This is a genomic window from Pseudomonas sp. SJZ103 (assembly GCF_007828335.1).
In the GTDB taxonomy this organism is placed as follows: Bacteria; Pseudomonadota; Gammaproteobacteria; order Pseudomonadales; family Pseudomonadaceae; genus Aquipseudomonas.
Map to the genome: position 1 here is coordinate 121057 of NZ_VIUN01000011.1, position 17350 is coordinate 138406.

The window sequence follows — 17350 nt, forward strand, 5'->3', positions numbered from 1 at the left end:
GGCAACAAAGGAGCCTTTCCACAGAGATGCGGCCCGAAGATTGCCTTTTCTGATTGTCACTGCCGTTTTTTGTGCGTTTCGGTTAACGCCGCAACGCCGCTGTGTCAATCATGCGAAGGCACCTTTGGAGCAGATCGATGAAGTTGGAAATATTCCGAACGTTGTGGGGCTACACCGCGAGCAAGGCACAAGCGCTGGAGGAGCTGCTTGAAGCCGGGTTCGATGGCATGGAAGCTCGCCTGCCGATGACCGCCAGCGAACGCGCCGAGTTCGCAGCCTTTCTACGCGCCAACCACGTCAGCTATATCAGTACCGTCTTCAGCGCCTACGATGTTCTGCCGCAACAATCGGCGAGCGTCGACGAACACCTTCTGGACCTCGATAAAAAACTCGGTTGGGCGGCTGAGTTATCGCCGCGCTTCATCAACCTGCTGGCTGGCAACGACCGCTGGCCACTGGCACAGCAAGTCGACTTCTTTGGCCGCGCGATGGACGTCGCGCGCAAGCACGGCCAGGTATGCGCCTTTGAAACCCATCGTGCGCGCTCGTTGTTCAACCCCTGGGTCACCCTCGAGCTGATTCGTCAACTGCCGGACCTGCGCTTCACCAGCGACATCAGTCATTGGGTCGTCACCTGCGAGCGCCTGCTCAACGATCCGGAAGACGACCTCAGCGCCTTCGTCGAACGCGTTCACCACATTCAAGCCCGGGTCGGTTATGACCAGGGGCCCCAGGTTCCCCACCCCGCCGCCCCCGAGTATGCCCAGGCGCTGGCCTTCCATCAGCAACATTGGGAGGCCATCTGGCGATCCCAGGAAAACCGCGGCTATCAGGTCAGCACGCTGACACCGGAGTTCGGTGCCGACGGCTATCTGCATCACCTGCCCTTCACCAATGTGCCGGTGGCCGACCTGTGGTCGCTGAATGTGTGGATGGCAAACACCGAGCGCGAGCATTTCCGCCGCTTCAGCGGTGCCTCAACCCGATAAGGAGCGTTCCCACATGCCTGACAAAACGCCAAAGGCCGCCAACTTCAATCGCATTCCGCTGGTGGACATCGCCGGGCTGTACAGCGACGACATCACACAGCGCCAGGCAGTGGCCGAAGAGCTCGGTAACGCCGCCCGCGCAGTGGGTTTTCTGTACATCAAGAACCACGGCATCGAGTCGTCGCTGATCGACGGCTTGCGTCACGCGGCAAAGGACCTGTTTGCGCAATCCCTTGCGTACAAGATGCAGCACTACATCGGCACCTCCCGCAGCCACAAGGGTTTTGTGCCTGAAGGCGAAGAGGTCTATGCCAAAGGCAAACCCGATCACAAGGAAGCCTTCGATGTCGGTTTTGAAGTAGGCGAAGACGATCCGCTGGTCATGGCCGGGACCCCATTGATCGGCGCCAATGAATGGCCAGACCTGCCGGGTTTCCGTCCCGCCGTCGAAGCTTACTACGCAGCGGTGTTTGCGTTGGGTCGTCGCCTGTTCAAGGGCTTCGCGCTCGCATTGGGCCTGGAAGAGGACTATTTCGAAGCACTGGTTACCCGCCCACCGTCGAAACTGCGCCTGATTCACTACCCATTTGACCTGGCCGCCCAAGACGCACCCGGCATTGGTGCGCATACCGACTATGAGTGCTTCACCATTTTGCTTGCCGACAAGCCAGGCCTCGAGGTGATGAACGATCAGGGGCACTGGATTGATGCGCCGCCCGTGGAAGGTGCCTTTGTGGTCAACATCGGCGACATGCTGGAGGTCATGACTGCGGGTACGTTCGTCGCTACGGCTCACCGAGTGCGAACCGTCAGTGAAGAGCGCTACGCCTTCCCACTCTTCTACGCATGCGACTTCCATACGCAGATCAAGCCACTGCCACAGTTTCTTGAAGGCGCTAAGGATTACGAGGAAATCACCATCGGTGAGCACATGTTCGGCCAAGCGCTGCAGACCTATCAGTACCTGCGCCGCAAAGTCGAACGGGGCGAACTCAAGCTGTACGAGAAAGCGCGCAAGCCATCGAGCTTCGGTCACTTAAAGAGCCAGGCGCAGGACGCGTCCTGATGCAACCCTCAGCCTGGTCACACCGCCCTGTTTAACCACCCGCCCAGCCCTACTTTACCGACGTGGAGTCATCGATGATGCGCAATCCAATCAATAATGCTGTCCGCTTGACCCTGCTGGCCGTCGCACTCCTTGGTGCAGCTGGCGCCCATGCCGCAACGACGGTGACACCCGGCATACTCAAGGTCGGCATGGAAATCACCTATCCGCCCTTCGAGTCATACGACGAACATAAAAACGTCGTCGGTTCCGACCCCGAGCTGGCGCACCTGCTCGCCAAGCACCTGGACCTCAAGGCCGACTTCGTTGACACCAAGTTTTCCAACCTGATCCTCAGCCTGAACGCCGGTCACTACGACGCGATCATCTCCGGCATGTACATCACGCCCCAGCGGCAGACGCAAGCGCAAACCATCCCGTACGCCAAGACCGGCGCAGCGATCATGGTGCTTAAAGACAGCCCGCTGAAACCGAAAGTACCGGAAGACCTCTGCGGCCTGAAAGTCGGCCTGGAAAAAGGCACCACGTGGGTGGCGCAGTTCAACACGCTCTCGACGGACTACTGCACCCCGAATAACAAGGGCGCGATTATGGTCAGCGAGTTCCCGTCCGCACCCGAAGTGACCCAGGCGCTGCTCTCCGGCAATGTGCAGGCTCAGGTCGAGATCGACGGCGCCGCCGGCATGATCGCAGAACGTACCAAGGGTCGCGTCGTGGTCAGCACCGAGCACTCGATCTACCAGCAAACGCTGGGTATTTACGTCAAGAAAGGCAACGACGCGCTCTATCAGGCACTGCTCAAGGCCTTTGAGGCGAGCAAGGCGTCCGGTGAGTACGCCGCGCTGTTGAAGAAATACAACCTAGAAGAACCGACTAACTGACTCAGTGCAGCCCTGTGGGAGCGAAGCCGCTCCCACCGTCGGCGGCTTTCGCTTGACTGCCCGGCCCAGGTGAAGCCTGCGTCGACGCCAGCAGTTGGAGGTACACATGCAATTTGAATGGCCTTACTTTTTTTCTCTGTTTTCGCTCTCGGACTTCTGGAAAGCCTGCATTACGGTGGTGGAGCTCAGCACGTTGGCCTGGTTCATCGGCATGCTGCTGGGCTTCCTGCTGGCTTGGGCCAAGCTTTCGGCCACGCGTTGGATCAGCGTGCCGGCGTCGATTTATATCTGGTTCTTTCGCAGCGTGCCGCTGCTGGTATTGGTGGTGTTCGTCTATAACCTGCCGCAGATGTTCCCGGTCACCCGGGGGGTACTGTCCAACCCGTTCTATTCCGGCCTGTTGGCCCTGGTGGTCACCGAAGCGGCCTATATGGCGGAAATCCACCGTGGCGGCTTGATATCCGTGGCCAAAGGACAAAAAGAGGCCGGCCGCGCGCTGGGCATCGGCCTGCTCGGTTTACAGCGTCTGATCGTGATCCCACAGGCGTTCCGCATTTCCCTGCCGACGCTGATCAACGAATACATCACCGTGGTGAAACTGACCTCGCTGGTCTCGGTGATTTCCTTGACCGAACTGTTGACCGTGGGCCAGCGCCTTTACGCGCAAAACTTCCTGGTCATGGAAACCCTCTCGGCTGTGGCGGTGTATTACGTGCTGATCGTGACCGTGCTCGGCTGGCTGTTTCATTGGCTGGAGCACCACCTGGAACTCAACAACCGCACACCCCAAACGCTGGATGACATCAGCGTGGGGCGTCTACGCGCGTCACGGGCGACGCCCCCTTCGACAAGCGCTGGTAAAGCGCCTGGGCCTGGCTCCGCACCCGCCCTGCAACTGGTCAACATTCACAAGCGCTACGGCCAGCATGCTGTGCTCAAGGGCATCAACCTTGATGTAAATGTGGGTCAGGTGATTTCCATCATCGGCCCCTCGGGCTCGGGAAAAACCTCGCTGATTCGCACCGTCAACGCCCTGGAAAGCATCGACCAGGGCGAGATCATTCTGTTCGGCGAAAGCTATATCCACGCCGGTGACAACACCAACACGCAACAAGTACGCTGTGGGGTACAGCACATCGGCATGGTGTTCCAGAGCTTCAACCTGTTTCCTCATCGCACGATTCTCGACAACGTTACCCTCGCGCCGCGCTATCACGGCCGCGACCAACTCATCAGCGAACAGCGCGCCTACGCCCTGCTGGACAAGGTCGGACTGCTGGCTCACGCACAAAAATATCCGCATCAGTTATCTGGGGGTCAGCAACAACGCGTGGCAATCGCCCGCGCATTGGCCATGGACCCGCACATCATGCTGTTTGATGAGCCGACGTCAGCCCTTGACCCGGAACTGGTGGGCGACGTGCTCAAGGTCATCGGCGACCTGGCAAAAGAAGGCATGACCATGCTGATCGTGACCCACGAGATGGACTTCGCCCTGTCCATTTCCGACCGGGTGATTTTCATGGAAGACGGCCTGGTTGCGCTGGATGCGGCGCCTGGGATGATTCGTGCCGATCAGTGCGGCGAGAGAATCAAGGCATTTATGCGGGTTTAAACCCGGCGTGAGTGGGGCCTGAAACTCGAAACGCAAGCGTCGCTGATCAGCGCTCACACCCACTCACTGTGCTCTCAGCTCCGTGCCTTGAGCCGGACACTGGCAAACGTCGATTCCCCCCGCGCCTGCTCCAAGGCACTCATCGGCATCGGCATCGGTACGGCGCGAATCATCGGCTTCAGAATGACGGCTCGCTCTCCTGCCGTCACCAGGCGCTCGTCACTGGGCGGCACACCAAAGTACTCGCGGTAGCATTTGGAGAAGTGCGGTGTGGACACAAACCCGCAGAGCAAGGCCAGCTCCACGATCGAAATGGGGGTTTGCTTGAGCAACTGGCGCGCGCGGATCAGCCGCAACCGCAGGTAGTAGCGCGAGGGTGAACAGTGCAGGTACTTCTGGAACATTCGCTCAAGCTGACGCCGTGACAGGGCCACATACTCCGCCAGTTCATCCAGGTTGATCGGTTCTTCCAGGTTGGCCTCCATCAGCGCGACGATTTCCTGCAGCTTCGGTTGCTGGGTGCCGAGCATGTGCTTGAGCGGCACGCGCTGATGGTCTTGCTCATTGCGCATGCGCTCGTACACGAACATGTCCGAAATCGCCGCCGACAGCTCGTGCCCATGCTCACGCCCAATCAGGTGCAACATCATATCCATGGGCGCGGTGCCGCCCGAGCTGGTCAGGCGATCGCGGTCGAGGGTAAACACGCTGGCGCTGAGGCTCACCCGTGGAAAGGCTTCCTGCATGGCCGCCAGCCATTCCCAATGCACACTGCATTCAAACCCGTCGAGCAACCCCGCCCGGGCCAATACCCAACTGCCGGTACAAATACCACCCAGACGCTTCGAATAACGTGCCTGGGTACGCAACCACTTCATCAACTCGTCGGTCACCGTGCCTTGAATGCCCGTACCGCCGCACACCAGCACGATATCGGCGCAAGGCGCACTGCCTATCGAACAGTCAGGTGTGATGGGCATGCCATCGCTTGCCCATACGGGATTACCGTCGGTGCTGGCCGTCTGCCAAGAGTAGAGTTCCTGGCCTGATAGCTGGTTGGCCATGCGCAGCGGCTCTACGGCAGACGCCAGTGAGATCAGGGTGAACTGGTCCAGCAACACAAACACCAGGCGGGTCACCGGCCGAGCGTTCATGGCTGCGAGGCGACCGGCATCGACTTGCGCTCAGGTTCGGGTTGGCGTGCAGTCAGGACGCCGACCAAGGAAATCAGCAAGGCCAGGATGATCGTCGAAGACACCTCGAAGCGATGCTCGGGGGTCAACAGCATCACCGCCAATGCGCAACAGATGAAGACAATGACCACCCAGGTCAGCCAGGGAAACAGCCACATCTTGAACGTCAGCGTGACATTGCGGCGCTGCAGGACCTTGCGCATGCGCAGCTGCGAAACGGCGATCACCAGGTACACCAGCAAGGCGATGGCCCCCGAACTGGCCAGCAGAAACTGGAACAGCCCGGCCGGCATGAAGTAACTGAGCAAGGTCACACCGGCACCGAGGACCGTGCTGGCGATCACGGCGGCCCTTGGCACACTCGCCGCCGAGGTCTTTTTCATCAGCGCTGGCGCGTCCCCACGCTTGCCCAGGGAATACAGCATGCGCGAAGCAATGTAGATGGACGAGTTCATGCAACTGGCCACGGCGATCAACACCACCACGTCCACCAGTAACTTGGCGTGGGGAATGTTCATCAGTTCCAGGGCACGTTGATAAGAGCCTACCGACGCCAACAGCGGGTCATTCCACGGCACCACGGAAATCACCACAAAGATCGACAACACGTAAAACACGCCGATACGCCACATCACCGAGCGCGTGGCCCGGGCGATATTCTGCGCCGGGTTGCTGGACTCGGCTGCCGCAATGGTGACGGCTTCCGTGCCAATAAAGCTGAACATGATGGTAATGAAAGCCCCGACCACCGCAGACAGGCCGTTAGGTGCGAAACCACCGTGTTCTTCCATCAAGCGACTCAAGCCGCTGGCCTCCCGCTCGGGAATCCAGCCCATCAACACTGCGCCTCCCAGGCCGATGAAGCCGATGATCGCCACGACCTTGGCCATGGCAAACCAGAACTCGAATTCGCCGTACTTGGAGACGCTGAACAAATTGGTGACCACCAACAAAAAGATCGACAACAAGGCAAACAGCCAAGCGTCGATCTGGGGGAACCACTGGTTGAGGATATGCCCGGCGGCCAAGGCTTCGATGGGAATCACCAGCACCCAGAACCACCAGTACAACCAGCCGATCGTAAACCCGGCCCAGCGGCCGATGGCCTGGTCGGCGTAGGTCGAGAATGAGCCGGTGTCCGGATTGGCCACCGCCATCTCCCCCAGCATGCGCATGACCAGCACGACCAACAGGCCGGAAAACAGATACGCCAGCATCACCGCCGGCCCCGCCGCCGCAATGGCGTGCCCGGACCCGACAAACAACCCCGCGCCGATAATGCCTGCGATGGAGAGCATGGTGACATGGCGCGGCTTGAAGCCCTGCGCCAACTGGCCGTTTGAATCCTTGGAACTCAGGCTATTCATCGTTGTTTTTATTCTCTGTGATCGACGTTAAGACGTACTGACTGGAGGGTCAGGCGATCATCGTTTCTTAATGACGAGTCACAGTACGCGGCATCCCTGCCGCGAAAACAGCCTGATAACGGCACTCAGTCGCCTGATATCGACATCGAGACAGGCTGCTTAGCCGCATCGCAGAGCCTCGCTAACCACAGCACACCTGGGACTACTGCCACCCTCCCCCCATCACCTTATACAAACTCACCCGATTACTCTGCTCTGCCAGGCGCAGGGTGATCAGGTCCTGCTGGGCGCTGTACAGCGAGCGCTGGGAGTCCAGGGCTTCGAGGTAGCTTTGCGAGCCGGCGCGGTAGAGCGCGTCGGACAGGTCGTAGCTCTTCTGGCTCGCCTCGGTCAGCGCTTGCTGGGCGGTGAGACGCTGGTCCAGGGTGCTGCGCACGGCCAGGGCATCGGCGACTTCCTTGAACGCGGTTTGCAGGGTTTGCTGGTAGGTCTGCACCTGGATCTCTTTCTCGACTTTGGCGGCATCCAGGGTCGCGCGGTTACTGCCGGCATCGAAGATCGGCACGCTGATGCTCGGGGCGAAGGTCCAGGCGCCGCTGCCGGCCTTGAACAGGCTGGACAGTGACGAACTGGCGGAGCCCGCATTCGCGGTGAGGCTGATGCTGGGGAAAAACGCCGCACGGGCCGCGCCAATGTCAATATTCGCGGACTTGAGGCTGTGTTCCGCCGCGAGAACATCGGGGCGTCGCTGCAACAGGCTCGACGGCAGTTCGGCCGGCACCTGCACCAACGCCGCCGCCGATTGCAGGTGGGCGTCGGGCAGCAAGGCGTCTGGGATGTCGCTGCCAACCAGCAGGCGCAAGGCGTTGCGGTCCTGGAGAATCTGGCTCTGATACTCGGCCACATCGACCCGCGCCGACTCGACGGTGGTCTGCGCCTGGGCCACGGCCAACGCTGTCGAACCACCCAGGGCGTGGCTGCGCTGGGTCAATTCGTAGGTGGATTGCTGGCTGGCCAGGGTCTCCTCGGCCAGGTGCAGGTGCTCGTTGTCGGCGGCCAGGGTCAGCCAGGCGGTGGCCACTTCTGCCACCAGGCTGATTTGCGTACTGCGCCGGGTTTCGGTCAGCGCCAGGTAGTCTTCCAGCGCTTCGTCCTGCAGGTTCTGCACGCGGCCGAACACGTCGACTTCATAGCTGCTCAGCCCCAGTTGCGCACTGTAGTCGTGGCTGGTGACGGCCGTGCCGCTGCTGGACAGCGAACCCGGCGTGCGGCTATGGGTACCGCTGACACTGGCGTCGATGGTCGGGAACGCCGCGGCGCGCTGGATGCGGTATTGCGCCTGGGCCTTCTCGATATTCAGGCTGGCCAGGCGCAGGTCGCGGTTATTGGCCAGGGCCAGGGTTTGCAGGTTTGCCAAGCGGCGGTCGGTAAAGAACTGCTGCCACTGGATGTCGGCCGGCACCTCACCCTGCACACCCGCTTGCCATTCGCCAGGCACCGGAGCCTCGGGCTGCTGATAGTGAGGCGCCAGGTTGATGCAGCCACTCAGGACCAATGCGGCCATTAATGGGCAGAGAAAGCGAATCATGCGTCACCTTTTTCGACAATGGGCGTCGTGCTGACACGGCCAAATCGGCGGCGGATCAACACAAAAAACAGCGGTACAAAGAAGATCCCCAGCACCGTGGCGCTGAACATGCCGCCCAGCACGCCGGTACCGATGGCCCGACGCCCAGCGGAACCTGCGCCACTGCTCACGGCCAGGGGCAGCACGCCGAACATGAAGGCCAGGGAGGTCATCAGGATCGGCCGCAAGCGCTGGCGCACGGCGATCAGCGTCGCCTCGCGCAGGCTGTTGCCCTGCTCTTGCAGGTGCTTGGCAAACTCAACGATCAGGATCGCGTTCTTCGCCGCCAGCCCTACGGTACTCAGCAGGCCGACCTGGAAGTACACGTCATTGCTCAACCCGGTCAATCGCGTGGCCAACACCGCGCCGACGATGCCCAGCGGCACTACCAGAATCACCGAGAATGGCACCGACCAACTCTCGTACAGTGCGGCCAGGCACAGGAACACAAACAGGATGGACACCGCATACAGCAAAGGCGCCTGAGACCCGGACAGACGCAACTGGTAGGACTGGCCGGTCCATTCGTAGCCGATGCCATCGGGCAGTTGCCGGGCAATCGCTTCCACCGCGTCCATCGCAGCGCCGGAACTCACGCCGGGCGCCGGGTCACCGACCACTTCCAGGGAGGATGTGCCGTTGTAGCGCTCCAGCAAAGGCGAGCCATAGCTCCAGGCACTGCTGGCAAATGACGAAAACGGCACCATTTCATCGTTGCTGTTACGCACGAACCAGTGATCCAGATCCGCTGCTTGCATGCGGGTGCTGGCCTCGCCCTGCACGTAAACCTTCTTCACGCGGCCCTGGTTGAGGAAGTCGTTCACATACGTACCGCCCAACGCCGTGGACAAGGTGCTGTTGATGTCGCTGGTGCTCAGGCTCAAGGCCCCCGCCTTGCGGTCATCGATGCTGATTTTGAGTTGCGGTGCGTCGTCCAGGGCATTGCTGCGCACGCCCAGCAGGCGCGGGTCTTGCCTGGCCAGCGCGATAAACTGCTCGCGCGCCGCCACCAGCGCATCGTGGCCAAGACCGGCGAGGTCCTTGAGCTGCAAATCAAACCCTGAACTCTGGCCCAGGCCTCGCACGGCGGGCGGTTGCATCACGAACACATCGGCATCGCCAATGCTTGCCAGGGCCAACGTGGCGCGTTGGGCAATCGTGGCGGCATCGTCTGAGCGCTCACTCCAGTCTTTCAAGCGAATAAACGCACGCGCGGTGTTCTGGCTGTTGCCGCCCATACCCAAGCCGCTGATGCTGATCATCGCCTCGACTTCCGGCTGCTTGAGCATGTACTGCTCGAACTGGTGCAACACCGCCTGGGTACGGCTGTCGGTGGCCCCCACTGGCAGCTGGATTTGCGCCATGAGAATGCCCTGATCCTCATCCGGCAGAAACGAGGTGGGCAAGCTGGCGTAGCCCGCAGCCATGGCTGCGGCGATCAGCGCGTACACCACCAGGCTGGGCCGTGAGCGTTGCAGGACAGCGCCGACCAACGCTTCATACGCGCTGGAGCAACGCTCAAAAGAACGGTTGAACCAGCCGAAAAAACCCCGTTGAACTGCGTGCCCCGGCTTGAGCAACGTGGCGCACAGTGCCGGCGTGAGGGTCATCGCGACCACCACCGAAAGCACCATGGCCGAGACGATGGTCACCGAAAACTGCCGATAGATAATCCCGGTGGAACCCCCAAAAAACGCCATGGGAATAAACACCGCACTCAACACCAGGGCGATGCCGACCAGTGCACTGGTGATTTCATCCATCGATTGCCGCGTGGCCGCCAGGGCCGACAAGCCCTGCTCGGCCATCACCCGTTCGACGTTTTCCACCACCACGATCGCATCGTCGACCAGCAACCCAATGGCCAGGACCATGGCAAACATGGTCAGGGTATTGATCGAATACCCGAACAACGCCAACACACCCAACGTGCCCAGCAGGACCACCGGCACAGTGATCGCCGGGATCAGCGTGGCCCGCAGGTTTTGCAGGAACAGGAACATGATCAGCACCACCAGCACGATGGCCTCGCCCAGGGACTTGACCACTTCCTCAATGGACAGGCTCACAAAGGGCGTGGTGTCGTAGGCGATCACGTTCTTCAATTGCATTTCAGTGGGGTAAAACGGCGCCAGCTCCTTGAGCTTGGCCTTGACTGCCTCGCCCACGTCCAGCGCATTGGCGCCCGCCGCCAGTTGCACGCCCATGGCGGCGGCCGGCTTGCCATTGAGGGCCGAGTTGATGTCATAGCTCTCGCTGCCCAACTCTACGGTCGCCACGTCGCCGAGCAGCACTACCGCGCCGTCGCTACTGGACTTGACCACCACATTGCGGAACGCTTCGGCCGTTTGCAGTTTGCTGCGCGCGCTGATGGTGGCATTGAGTTGCTGGCCCTTCACCGCCGGCAATGCGCCGAGCTGGCCGGCTGACACTTCGGTGTTTTGCGCCTCCAGCGCGGCGCTCACATCCGACGGCATCAGCGCGTATTTTTCCAGCAGCGCCGGGTTCAGCCAGATGCGCATGGCGTAGCCCGAACCGAGGGTCTGTACGTCCCCCACCCCATCGATACGGCTGATGGAATCGAGCAAGGTGCTGGAGATGTAGTCACCGATCTGGGTGCCGGTGACACTGGGATTATCCGAGGCCAGGGCGGCAATCATCAAAAAGTCCGAGCCGCCCTTGGTCACGGTCAGGCCTTCGCTCTGCACCGACTGCGGCAAGCGCGACTCGGCCTGTTGCAGCTTGTTCTGCACCTGCATCTGAGCCACATCCGGGTCGGTGCCGGCGCCAAAGGTCAGGCTGATACTGGCACTGCCCGCCGAACTGCTGGAGGCCGACATGTAGGTCAGGTTGTCCAGGCCTTTCATTTGCTGCTCGATGACCTGGGTCACCGAGTCCTCGACGGTCTTGGCCGAAGCGCCGGTGTAGGTGGCGGAAATACGCACGGTGGGCGGCGCGATGTCCGGGTACTGTTCCAGCGGCAACTGGCTGATGGATAACGCGCCGCCGAGCATGATCACGATGGCGATGACCCAGGCGAAAATCGGTCGATCAATAAAGAAACGTGCCATGTTCAACCCTCCTGCGCCAGGGCGCCGGCATCTGCGGCCTGGGTCTGGACCACGGCGCCGATGCGGACTTTTTGCCCACCCTCGACGATCACCTGGTCACCGGCCTTCAAACCGGCGGTGACCCACCACTGGTTGCCCACGGCGCGGTCAACGGTGAGCACGCGTTGCTCGACCTTGCCGTCAACCACCAGCAACACCGAGGTCACGCCGCTGGCGCTGCGGCTCACGGCTTTTTGCGGGACCAGGATCGCCTGGTCATCGCGGGCCTGCTCTAACACGCCGCGCACGTACATGCCGGGCATCAGCAAATGCTCCGGGTTGTCGAACACTGCACGCAAGGTCACGGTGCCGGTGCCCTGGTTGACGCTCACCCCGCTGAACTTGAGACGGCCGTCGTGGTTGTAGGCGCTGCCGTCATCCAGCTTGAGGCTGATGCGGGCCTCGCCGTCTCCATTGGCCTGCAATACGCCACGGGCCAGGTCGCGCTTGAGGGCGAGCAACTCAGTGGTGGACTGGGTCACATCCACATAGATCGGGTCGAGTTGCTGCACGGTGGTCAGCGCGGTGTCCTGGTTGGCCACCACCAATGCACCGGGGGTGACCGTGGAGGTCTCAATGCGCCCGGCCACCGGCGAGCTGATGCGGGTGTAGGCCAGGTTGATGCGAGCGGTGTCGAGGTCGGCCTGGGCCACTTGAACATCAGCGGCGGCGGTCAGCAGGGTGGCCTGTGAGTCCTCGTTGGTTTGCTGGCTGATGGCGTCGATCTTCACCAACTGGGCATTACGCGCGGCGGTGGCCTGAGCCGACTTCAAGGTGGCGCGCGCCTTGGCCAGGCTCGCCTGCGCCTCAGCCAGCGCCGCCTTGTACGGTGCCGCATCCAGTTGGTACAGCGCCTGCCCGGCTTTCACCTCGGCGCCTTCGACAAACAGGCGCTGTTGCACGATACCGCCGACCTGCGGGCGAATCTCGGCGACCATAAAAGCCTGGGTACGCCCGGCCAGTTCAGTGGTTCGCACCTGGCTCTTGGGTTGCACGGTGATCACCGAGACTTTGGGGGTGGCGACGTCGGGCACGGGGTCGCCAGCCGAGCAGCCGCCGAGCAGCACCAGAATGATGAAGGACATGAGAACCGCGGCGGTTACCAGGTATTTGGCGAAAAATTTAGTCGACATAGTTGCCTCTGCAAGACGGGGTGGTGCAAGCCTCACCCTCATGCTGAAAGGCAAATGTGCAGGAAAATTGAAGATTGCCGGCCTGGGTTGAATCTTTCGTCCGTGGGGGCCTAAATGGACGCGTCCCTTTGGTTACGGCCCCCATTCATGAAGTTGAGTATCTCCACCAAGTTGTTTGTCGCGGTGCTGGCCGGTGTGTTGCTGGTCATCCTGAGCATGGGCCTGGCCACCAGTTGGAGTTTTGGTCGCGGGTTCCTGGGCTTTATCAATGAGCAGGCAATGGAGCGCATGGCCCAGGTGGTGCCGCGCCTGGCCACGGCTTACCAACGTGAGGGCAACTGGGACTTTCTGCGCAATCGGCCGGATCGCTGGTTTGACGTCATGCGGCCTGACCCGGATGCAGCGCGTGCGTCGGATGATTTCCGCCCGCCGCTGGCGTCGGACTTGACCGGTGCACTGTTTCGCATCGCCCTCCTCGATAAAGACAAGAAACGCGTCACCGGCTACCCGGCCATTGGCGAGGATGCGCTGATACAGCCCGTGGTGGTGAACAGCGAAACCGTCGGCTGGCTGGCCGTCACGCCGTTCCAGAGCGTGACCGAAGCCGGTGGCGAACGCTTCCAGCAGTACCAACTGCGCACCAGCCTGGTGATGGGCGTGTTCTCGTTGCTGCTGGCGATGCTGATAGCCTGGTGGATCGCCCGCACGCTGCTGGAGCCGGTCAAGCGCGTGGCCGCCGCCACCCACCGTCTGGCCAGCGGCGATTACGGCAGCCGCGTGGCCGTGGCCTCCGACGACGAAGTCGGCCAATTGTCCCGCGACTTCAACCAATTGGCCTACACCCTGGAGCGCAACGAAAAAATGCGCCGGGAGTTCATGGCTGATGTCTCCCACGAACTGCGCACGCCGCTGTCGGTGCTGCGCGGCGAACTGGAGGCGATCGAGGACGGTGTGCGCAGCCTTGACCAAAGCTCAATGAAGTCGCTGCAAGGCGAAGTCAGCATGCTCAGCAAGCTGGTGGATGACCTGTATGAACTGTCGCTGGCGGACGTGGGCGCCCTGACCTACCGCAAGGCCCCATGTCGGCTGAACGATTTGCTCGAAAACAGCCTGGCGATGTACCGGGAGCGCTTCACGGCCCGCCAGTTGCAGATCGACCTGGAGCTGCCGCGCCAGCCCGTGGAGCTGCTGGCGGATGCCAGTCGCTTGCAGCAATTGTTTTCCAACCTGCTGGAAAATGCCGTGCGCTACACCGACGTCAACGGCACGTTGCGCATCAGTGTCGGTGTCGACCGCGACACGGTGCGTATCGACTTTCTCGACTCCGGGCCGGGCGTGTCCGCCAGCCAGTTGCCACGCTTGTTCGAGCGGTTCTACCGCGGCGAGTCATCGCGCAACCGCGAGCATGGCGGCGCGGGCCTGGGCCTGGCAATCTGCCGTAGCATCGCCAACGCCCACGATGGCAGCCTGGTTGCCGACCACTCGCCCTACGGCGGCCTGTGGCTGATCCTGCGCCTGCCCCGGAGCCTGTGAACCATGAACGATGAACAGCCGATCCTGATCGTCGAAGACGAACCCAAGCTCGCGGCCCTGATGCGGGACTACCTCGAGGCGGCCGGCTACACCACCCTGTGCCTGGACAATGGCCTGCACGTGGTGCCCGCCGTGCGCGCCCACGAACCCAAATTGGTCCTGCTCGACTTGATGCTGCCCGGCCGTGACGGCATGCAGCTGTGCCAGGACCTGCGTGGTTTCAGCGCGGTGCCGATCATCATGATCACCGCCCGCGTCGAAGAAGTGGACCGCCTGCTCGGCCTGGAACTCGGCGCCGACGATTACATCTGCAAGCCCTTCAGCCCCCGCGAAGTGGTGGCCCGGGTCAAGGCCATCCTGCGCCGCAGCCCGCAGTTGCTGGACACCAGCGCGCCACGCCTGCTGATCGATGAGGCCCGCTACCAGGCCTCGCTGGACGGCATCACGCTGGACCTCACGCCTCTGGAGTTGCGCCTGCTCAACACCTTTGCCCGCGCCGCCGGCCGCGTATTTTCCCGCGACCAATTACTGGATCACATCTACTCCGACCACCGCGTGGTGACCGACCGCACGGTGGACAGCCATATCCGCAATCTGCGGCGCAAGCTGGAACAGGTGTGCCCGGGGGAAACGCCGATTGAGTCGTTGTATGGGGTGGGGTATCGGTTTCAGTTGGCTGAAAAGCAGCCACATGCCTGAAAACACCCCCTCCCACATTGGATTCTTCGGTATTTGGAGGATTGGGGTTACATCGGCGTGCTGCCGATAACCCGCAGCGCCAACCCCTCGTACGCATCCAGAGTAATGGTGAACTCACCCTCTGCAGTCAGGTCCCCTTCTACCCGTTCGTTGATGATGTCCACCACCATCCCCGCCGCGATGTCCGGCAGGTGCAGGGTTTCGGTGATCGGCGTGGCGCCGAAGTTCAGCGCGGTGATTTGCGTGCCTTTGTTGGCCGGCAGTTCGTGGACCATGATCAACAGCCCAGGGTTCTGTACGTCTGGCACCAGTATCTGGCGGCTGGCGGCGATGTCGTAGGCACGGCGCACGGCGAGGATTTTTTGCAGTTGCGAGGCAAACGATTCCGGGTCCTGCAACTGACTGTTGAGGCTGCCGTAGAGGCTTTTCGAACGCGGCATCTGGCCGGCCGACAATTCTGCGTCCGGGTTCAGGTCCACCAGGTCGTAGGCGCCGCGATGAATCCAGCGGGTGTCGCCATCCTGCATCAAGTGCGCGACTTCCTCGGCGGCCAACGGCAGCGCGCCTACCAGGTCCCAGCCGGACAAGGCGAACACCCCCGGCTGCATGGCGTTGTACATCACCAGCAGCAAGTGGATCTGGCGAATCTGTTGAATGTCCGCAGCACTGATCGCCTCCAGGTCGCGAATGCCCAGCGCCGCCGTGATGATGCTGGCGGTGGTGCAGGACACCCCATTGGTCACGAACTTAAGGTTATACGGCGCGTGCTCGCCGGCCAGGCGCTCGTACATCTGCTCGCGGATATGCTCGCGCAGGATATTGCCGGGGAACGTCTGGCCCTGATACAGGAAGGTGTCGTGGGCATGCAGCGTCCAGAAGTGCACCAGCTCCAGGGTCAGCTCATCGTGGTTCTGCAACGCATGGATCAGCGAGCCGGGGTCGATGCCCTGGCGATGCATTTCGCGCAGCATCAGGCGCAGGAATTCGGCGTCGCCCATCAACAGCGCGTGCTGGTACGCCGGGCGGGTGATGAAGTCATAGGACAGGTCGGCACCGCCATGGGACATCGACGCAATGTCATCCACCGTGAGGTTCAACTCCTGGAAGCTGAAACCGCCCGCCTTGCGAATCGCCCCGCCCAGCAACTGGTTGCCGGTAATCGACAGCGGATGGCTCTCGGACCAGGCCGTGCCATCGAGGGTGCGTTCCACGCCGAGGAAACCATTGGCGTCCAGGCGCAGGATTTTCGCGCCCATCACGTCAATGGCGTGCAAGGCGTCGCCGATGATCATCTGCTGCGCGGCGAAGGTCGGGTCGAGCCAGTTCAGCGAGGGCTGGCCTTCCTTGAAGTAGTGCAGGTACACCCAGCGGCGCGGCTTGCCATCCACGCCTATGACCACGGGCGTAGTGCTCCAGTCGGTTTCCTTGACGCCGGGCTCGAAGAAAATCACCCGCTGCAACTGACCGACAATGTAGTGCTTGTCGCGCAGGGCATCGACTTGCAGCGGGCTGAGGTTCTGCGCGTCGCGGCCCTCGGCTACATCGGGCAGCAACGGCCAGTCTTCCTCGCGGATCTCCACCATGTGGTAAAGGCCGGGGTAATCCTCGTAGGCCATCTCCGCCAGGCGAAAGTCCGCGCCCTTGCCGGTGTGGGACGGAATCACGTCGTCGATGATCACCGCGTTGTGCGCCGCCGCCATGCGCGTCAACGCCTGCAACTGCGCCTCGGTGCCCAACTGCGGGTCGATCTCGAAGCTGATGCGGTCGAAATTGCCGTCAATGGTTGGCGTGTGCTGGTTGCCGGTGAGGCCACCGGATTTTTTCAGCGGGCCGTTATGAATGCCCTGGATGCCGATTTTCGACAGCGCGTGCCACAGCGTCTCGTCCCCCAGCGCCTCCAGCACCGTACCGCCCTCGCGCGTCACAATCGACGCCGGGTAGGCGGTAAACCACACCGACGACAAAGCCGAAGCATCACGCGGCCGGGTCTGCGCATACGGCTGTTGCCACAACCGGCCCTGGCCCGAATAGAGCTTGGCGCGCTGGCGTGCTGCGTGCAGCATCGATTGTTCCACCAGCCAGTTCACATGGTTGTTTTCAGCCGCGGTCATAAGCTTGGTACCTGTCGTCGTTAAAC

Annotated in this window: 12 protein-coding genes; 6 read left to right on the top strand and 6 right to left on the bottom strand. The window is 61.7% G+C overall.

Translation table 11 applies throughout. The features are described from left to right. Positions 1–137: 137 nt before the first annotated feature. The 4 genes from FBY10_RS22095 to FBY10_RS22110 all read left to right on the top strand — a co-directional run bounded on the left by FBY10_RS22095 (position 138) and on the right by FBY10_RS22110 (position 4551). Positions 138–989 (top strand): sugar phosphate isomerase/epimerase, encoded by an 852-nt coding sequence (locus tag FBY10_RS22095; protein ID WP_131696183.1) that lies wholly within the window; start codon positions 138–140, stop codon positions 987–989. A 13-nt stretch (positions 990–1002) separates the two neighbouring features. Further along, on the top strand, positions 1003–2055 hold the full coding sequence (locus tag FBY10_RS22100; protein ID WP_145337775.1) for an isopenicillin N synthase family oxygenase: 1053 nt from the start codon (positions 1003–1005) through the stop codon (positions 2053–2055). 77 nt (positions 2056–2132) lie between these two features. After that, positions 2133–2936, top strand: coding sequence for an ABC transporter substrate-binding protein (locus tag FBY10_RS22105; RefSeq protein ID WP_131696639.1), 804 nt, complete (start codon positions 2133–2135; stop codon positions 2934–2936). A 106-nt stretch (positions 2937–3042) separates the two neighbouring features. Then, entirely contained in the window at positions 3043–4551 is a 1509-nt protein-coding gene (locus FBY10_RS22110) for an amino acid ABC transporter permease/ATP-binding protein (RefSeq protein WP_145337774.1), read from the top strand. A gap of 74 nt (positions 4552–4625) precedes the next feature. On the opposite strand, the gene FBY10_RS22115 is transcribed toward FBY10_RS22110, so the two are convergent. The 5 genes from FBY10_RS22115 to FBY10_RS22135 form a co-directional block, all read right to left on the bottom strand. Further along, entirely contained in the window at positions 4626–5705 is a 1080-nt protein-coding gene (locus tag FBY10_RS22115; protein WP_145337773.1) for a GlxA family transcriptional regulator, read from the bottom strand. Beyond that, a complete protein-coding gene (gabP, locus tag FBY10_RS22120) occupies positions 5702–7111 on the bottom strand; it encodes a GABA permease (protein ID WP_145337772.1) in 1410 nt (469 codons plus the stop codon). The genes FBY10_RS22115 and gabP overlap by 4 nt, the downstream gene beginning before the upstream one ends. Before the next feature lie 202 nt (positions 7112–7313). Continuing rightward, positions 7314–8699 (bottom strand): efflux transporter outer membrane subunit, encoded by a 1386-nt coding sequence (locus FBY10_RS22125; RefSeq protein WP_145337771.1) that lies wholly within the window; start codon positions 8697–8699, stop codon positions 7314–7316. Continuing rightward, complete coding sequence (locus FBY10_RS22130) at positions 8696–11809, bottom strand: efflux RND transporter permease subunit (RefSeq protein ID WP_145337770.1); 3114 nt, start codon at positions 11807–11809, stop codon at positions 8696–8698. The genes FBY10_RS22125 and FBY10_RS22130 overlap by 4 nt, the downstream gene beginning before the upstream one ends. Positions 11810–11811: 2 nt before the next feature. After that, a complete protein-coding gene (locus FBY10_RS22135) occupies positions 11812–12981 on the bottom strand; it encodes an efflux RND transporter periplasmic adaptor subunit (RefSeq protein ID WP_145337769.1) in 1170 nt (389 codons plus the stop codon). Between the two features lie 147 nt (positions 12982–13128). Here FBY10_RS22135 and baeS point away from each other — a divergent pair, with 147 nt between their 5' ends. Next, the gene (baeS, locus tag FBY10_RS22140; RefSeq protein ID WP_131696175.1) at positions 13129–14514 is read left to right on the top strand and encodes a sensor histidine kinase efflux regulator BaeS; all 1386 of its coding nucleotides are present in this window, start codon (positions 13129–13131) and stop codon (positions 14512–14514) included. 3 nt (positions 14515–14517) lie between these two features. Then, a complete protein-coding gene (locus tag FBY10_RS22145; protein ID WP_131696174.1) occupies positions 14518–15213 on the top strand; it encodes a response regulator in 696 nt (231 codons plus the stop codon). 47 nt (positions 15214–15260) lie between these two features. On the opposite strand, the gene treS is transcribed toward FBY10_RS22145, so the two are convergent. Continuing rightward, a complete protein-coding gene (treS, locus tag FBY10_RS22150) occupies positions 15261–17324 on the bottom strand; it encodes a maltose alpha-D-glucosyltransferase (RefSeq protein WP_145337768.1) in 2064 nt (687 codons plus the stop codon). Positions 17325–17350 lie beyond the last annotated feature (26 nt).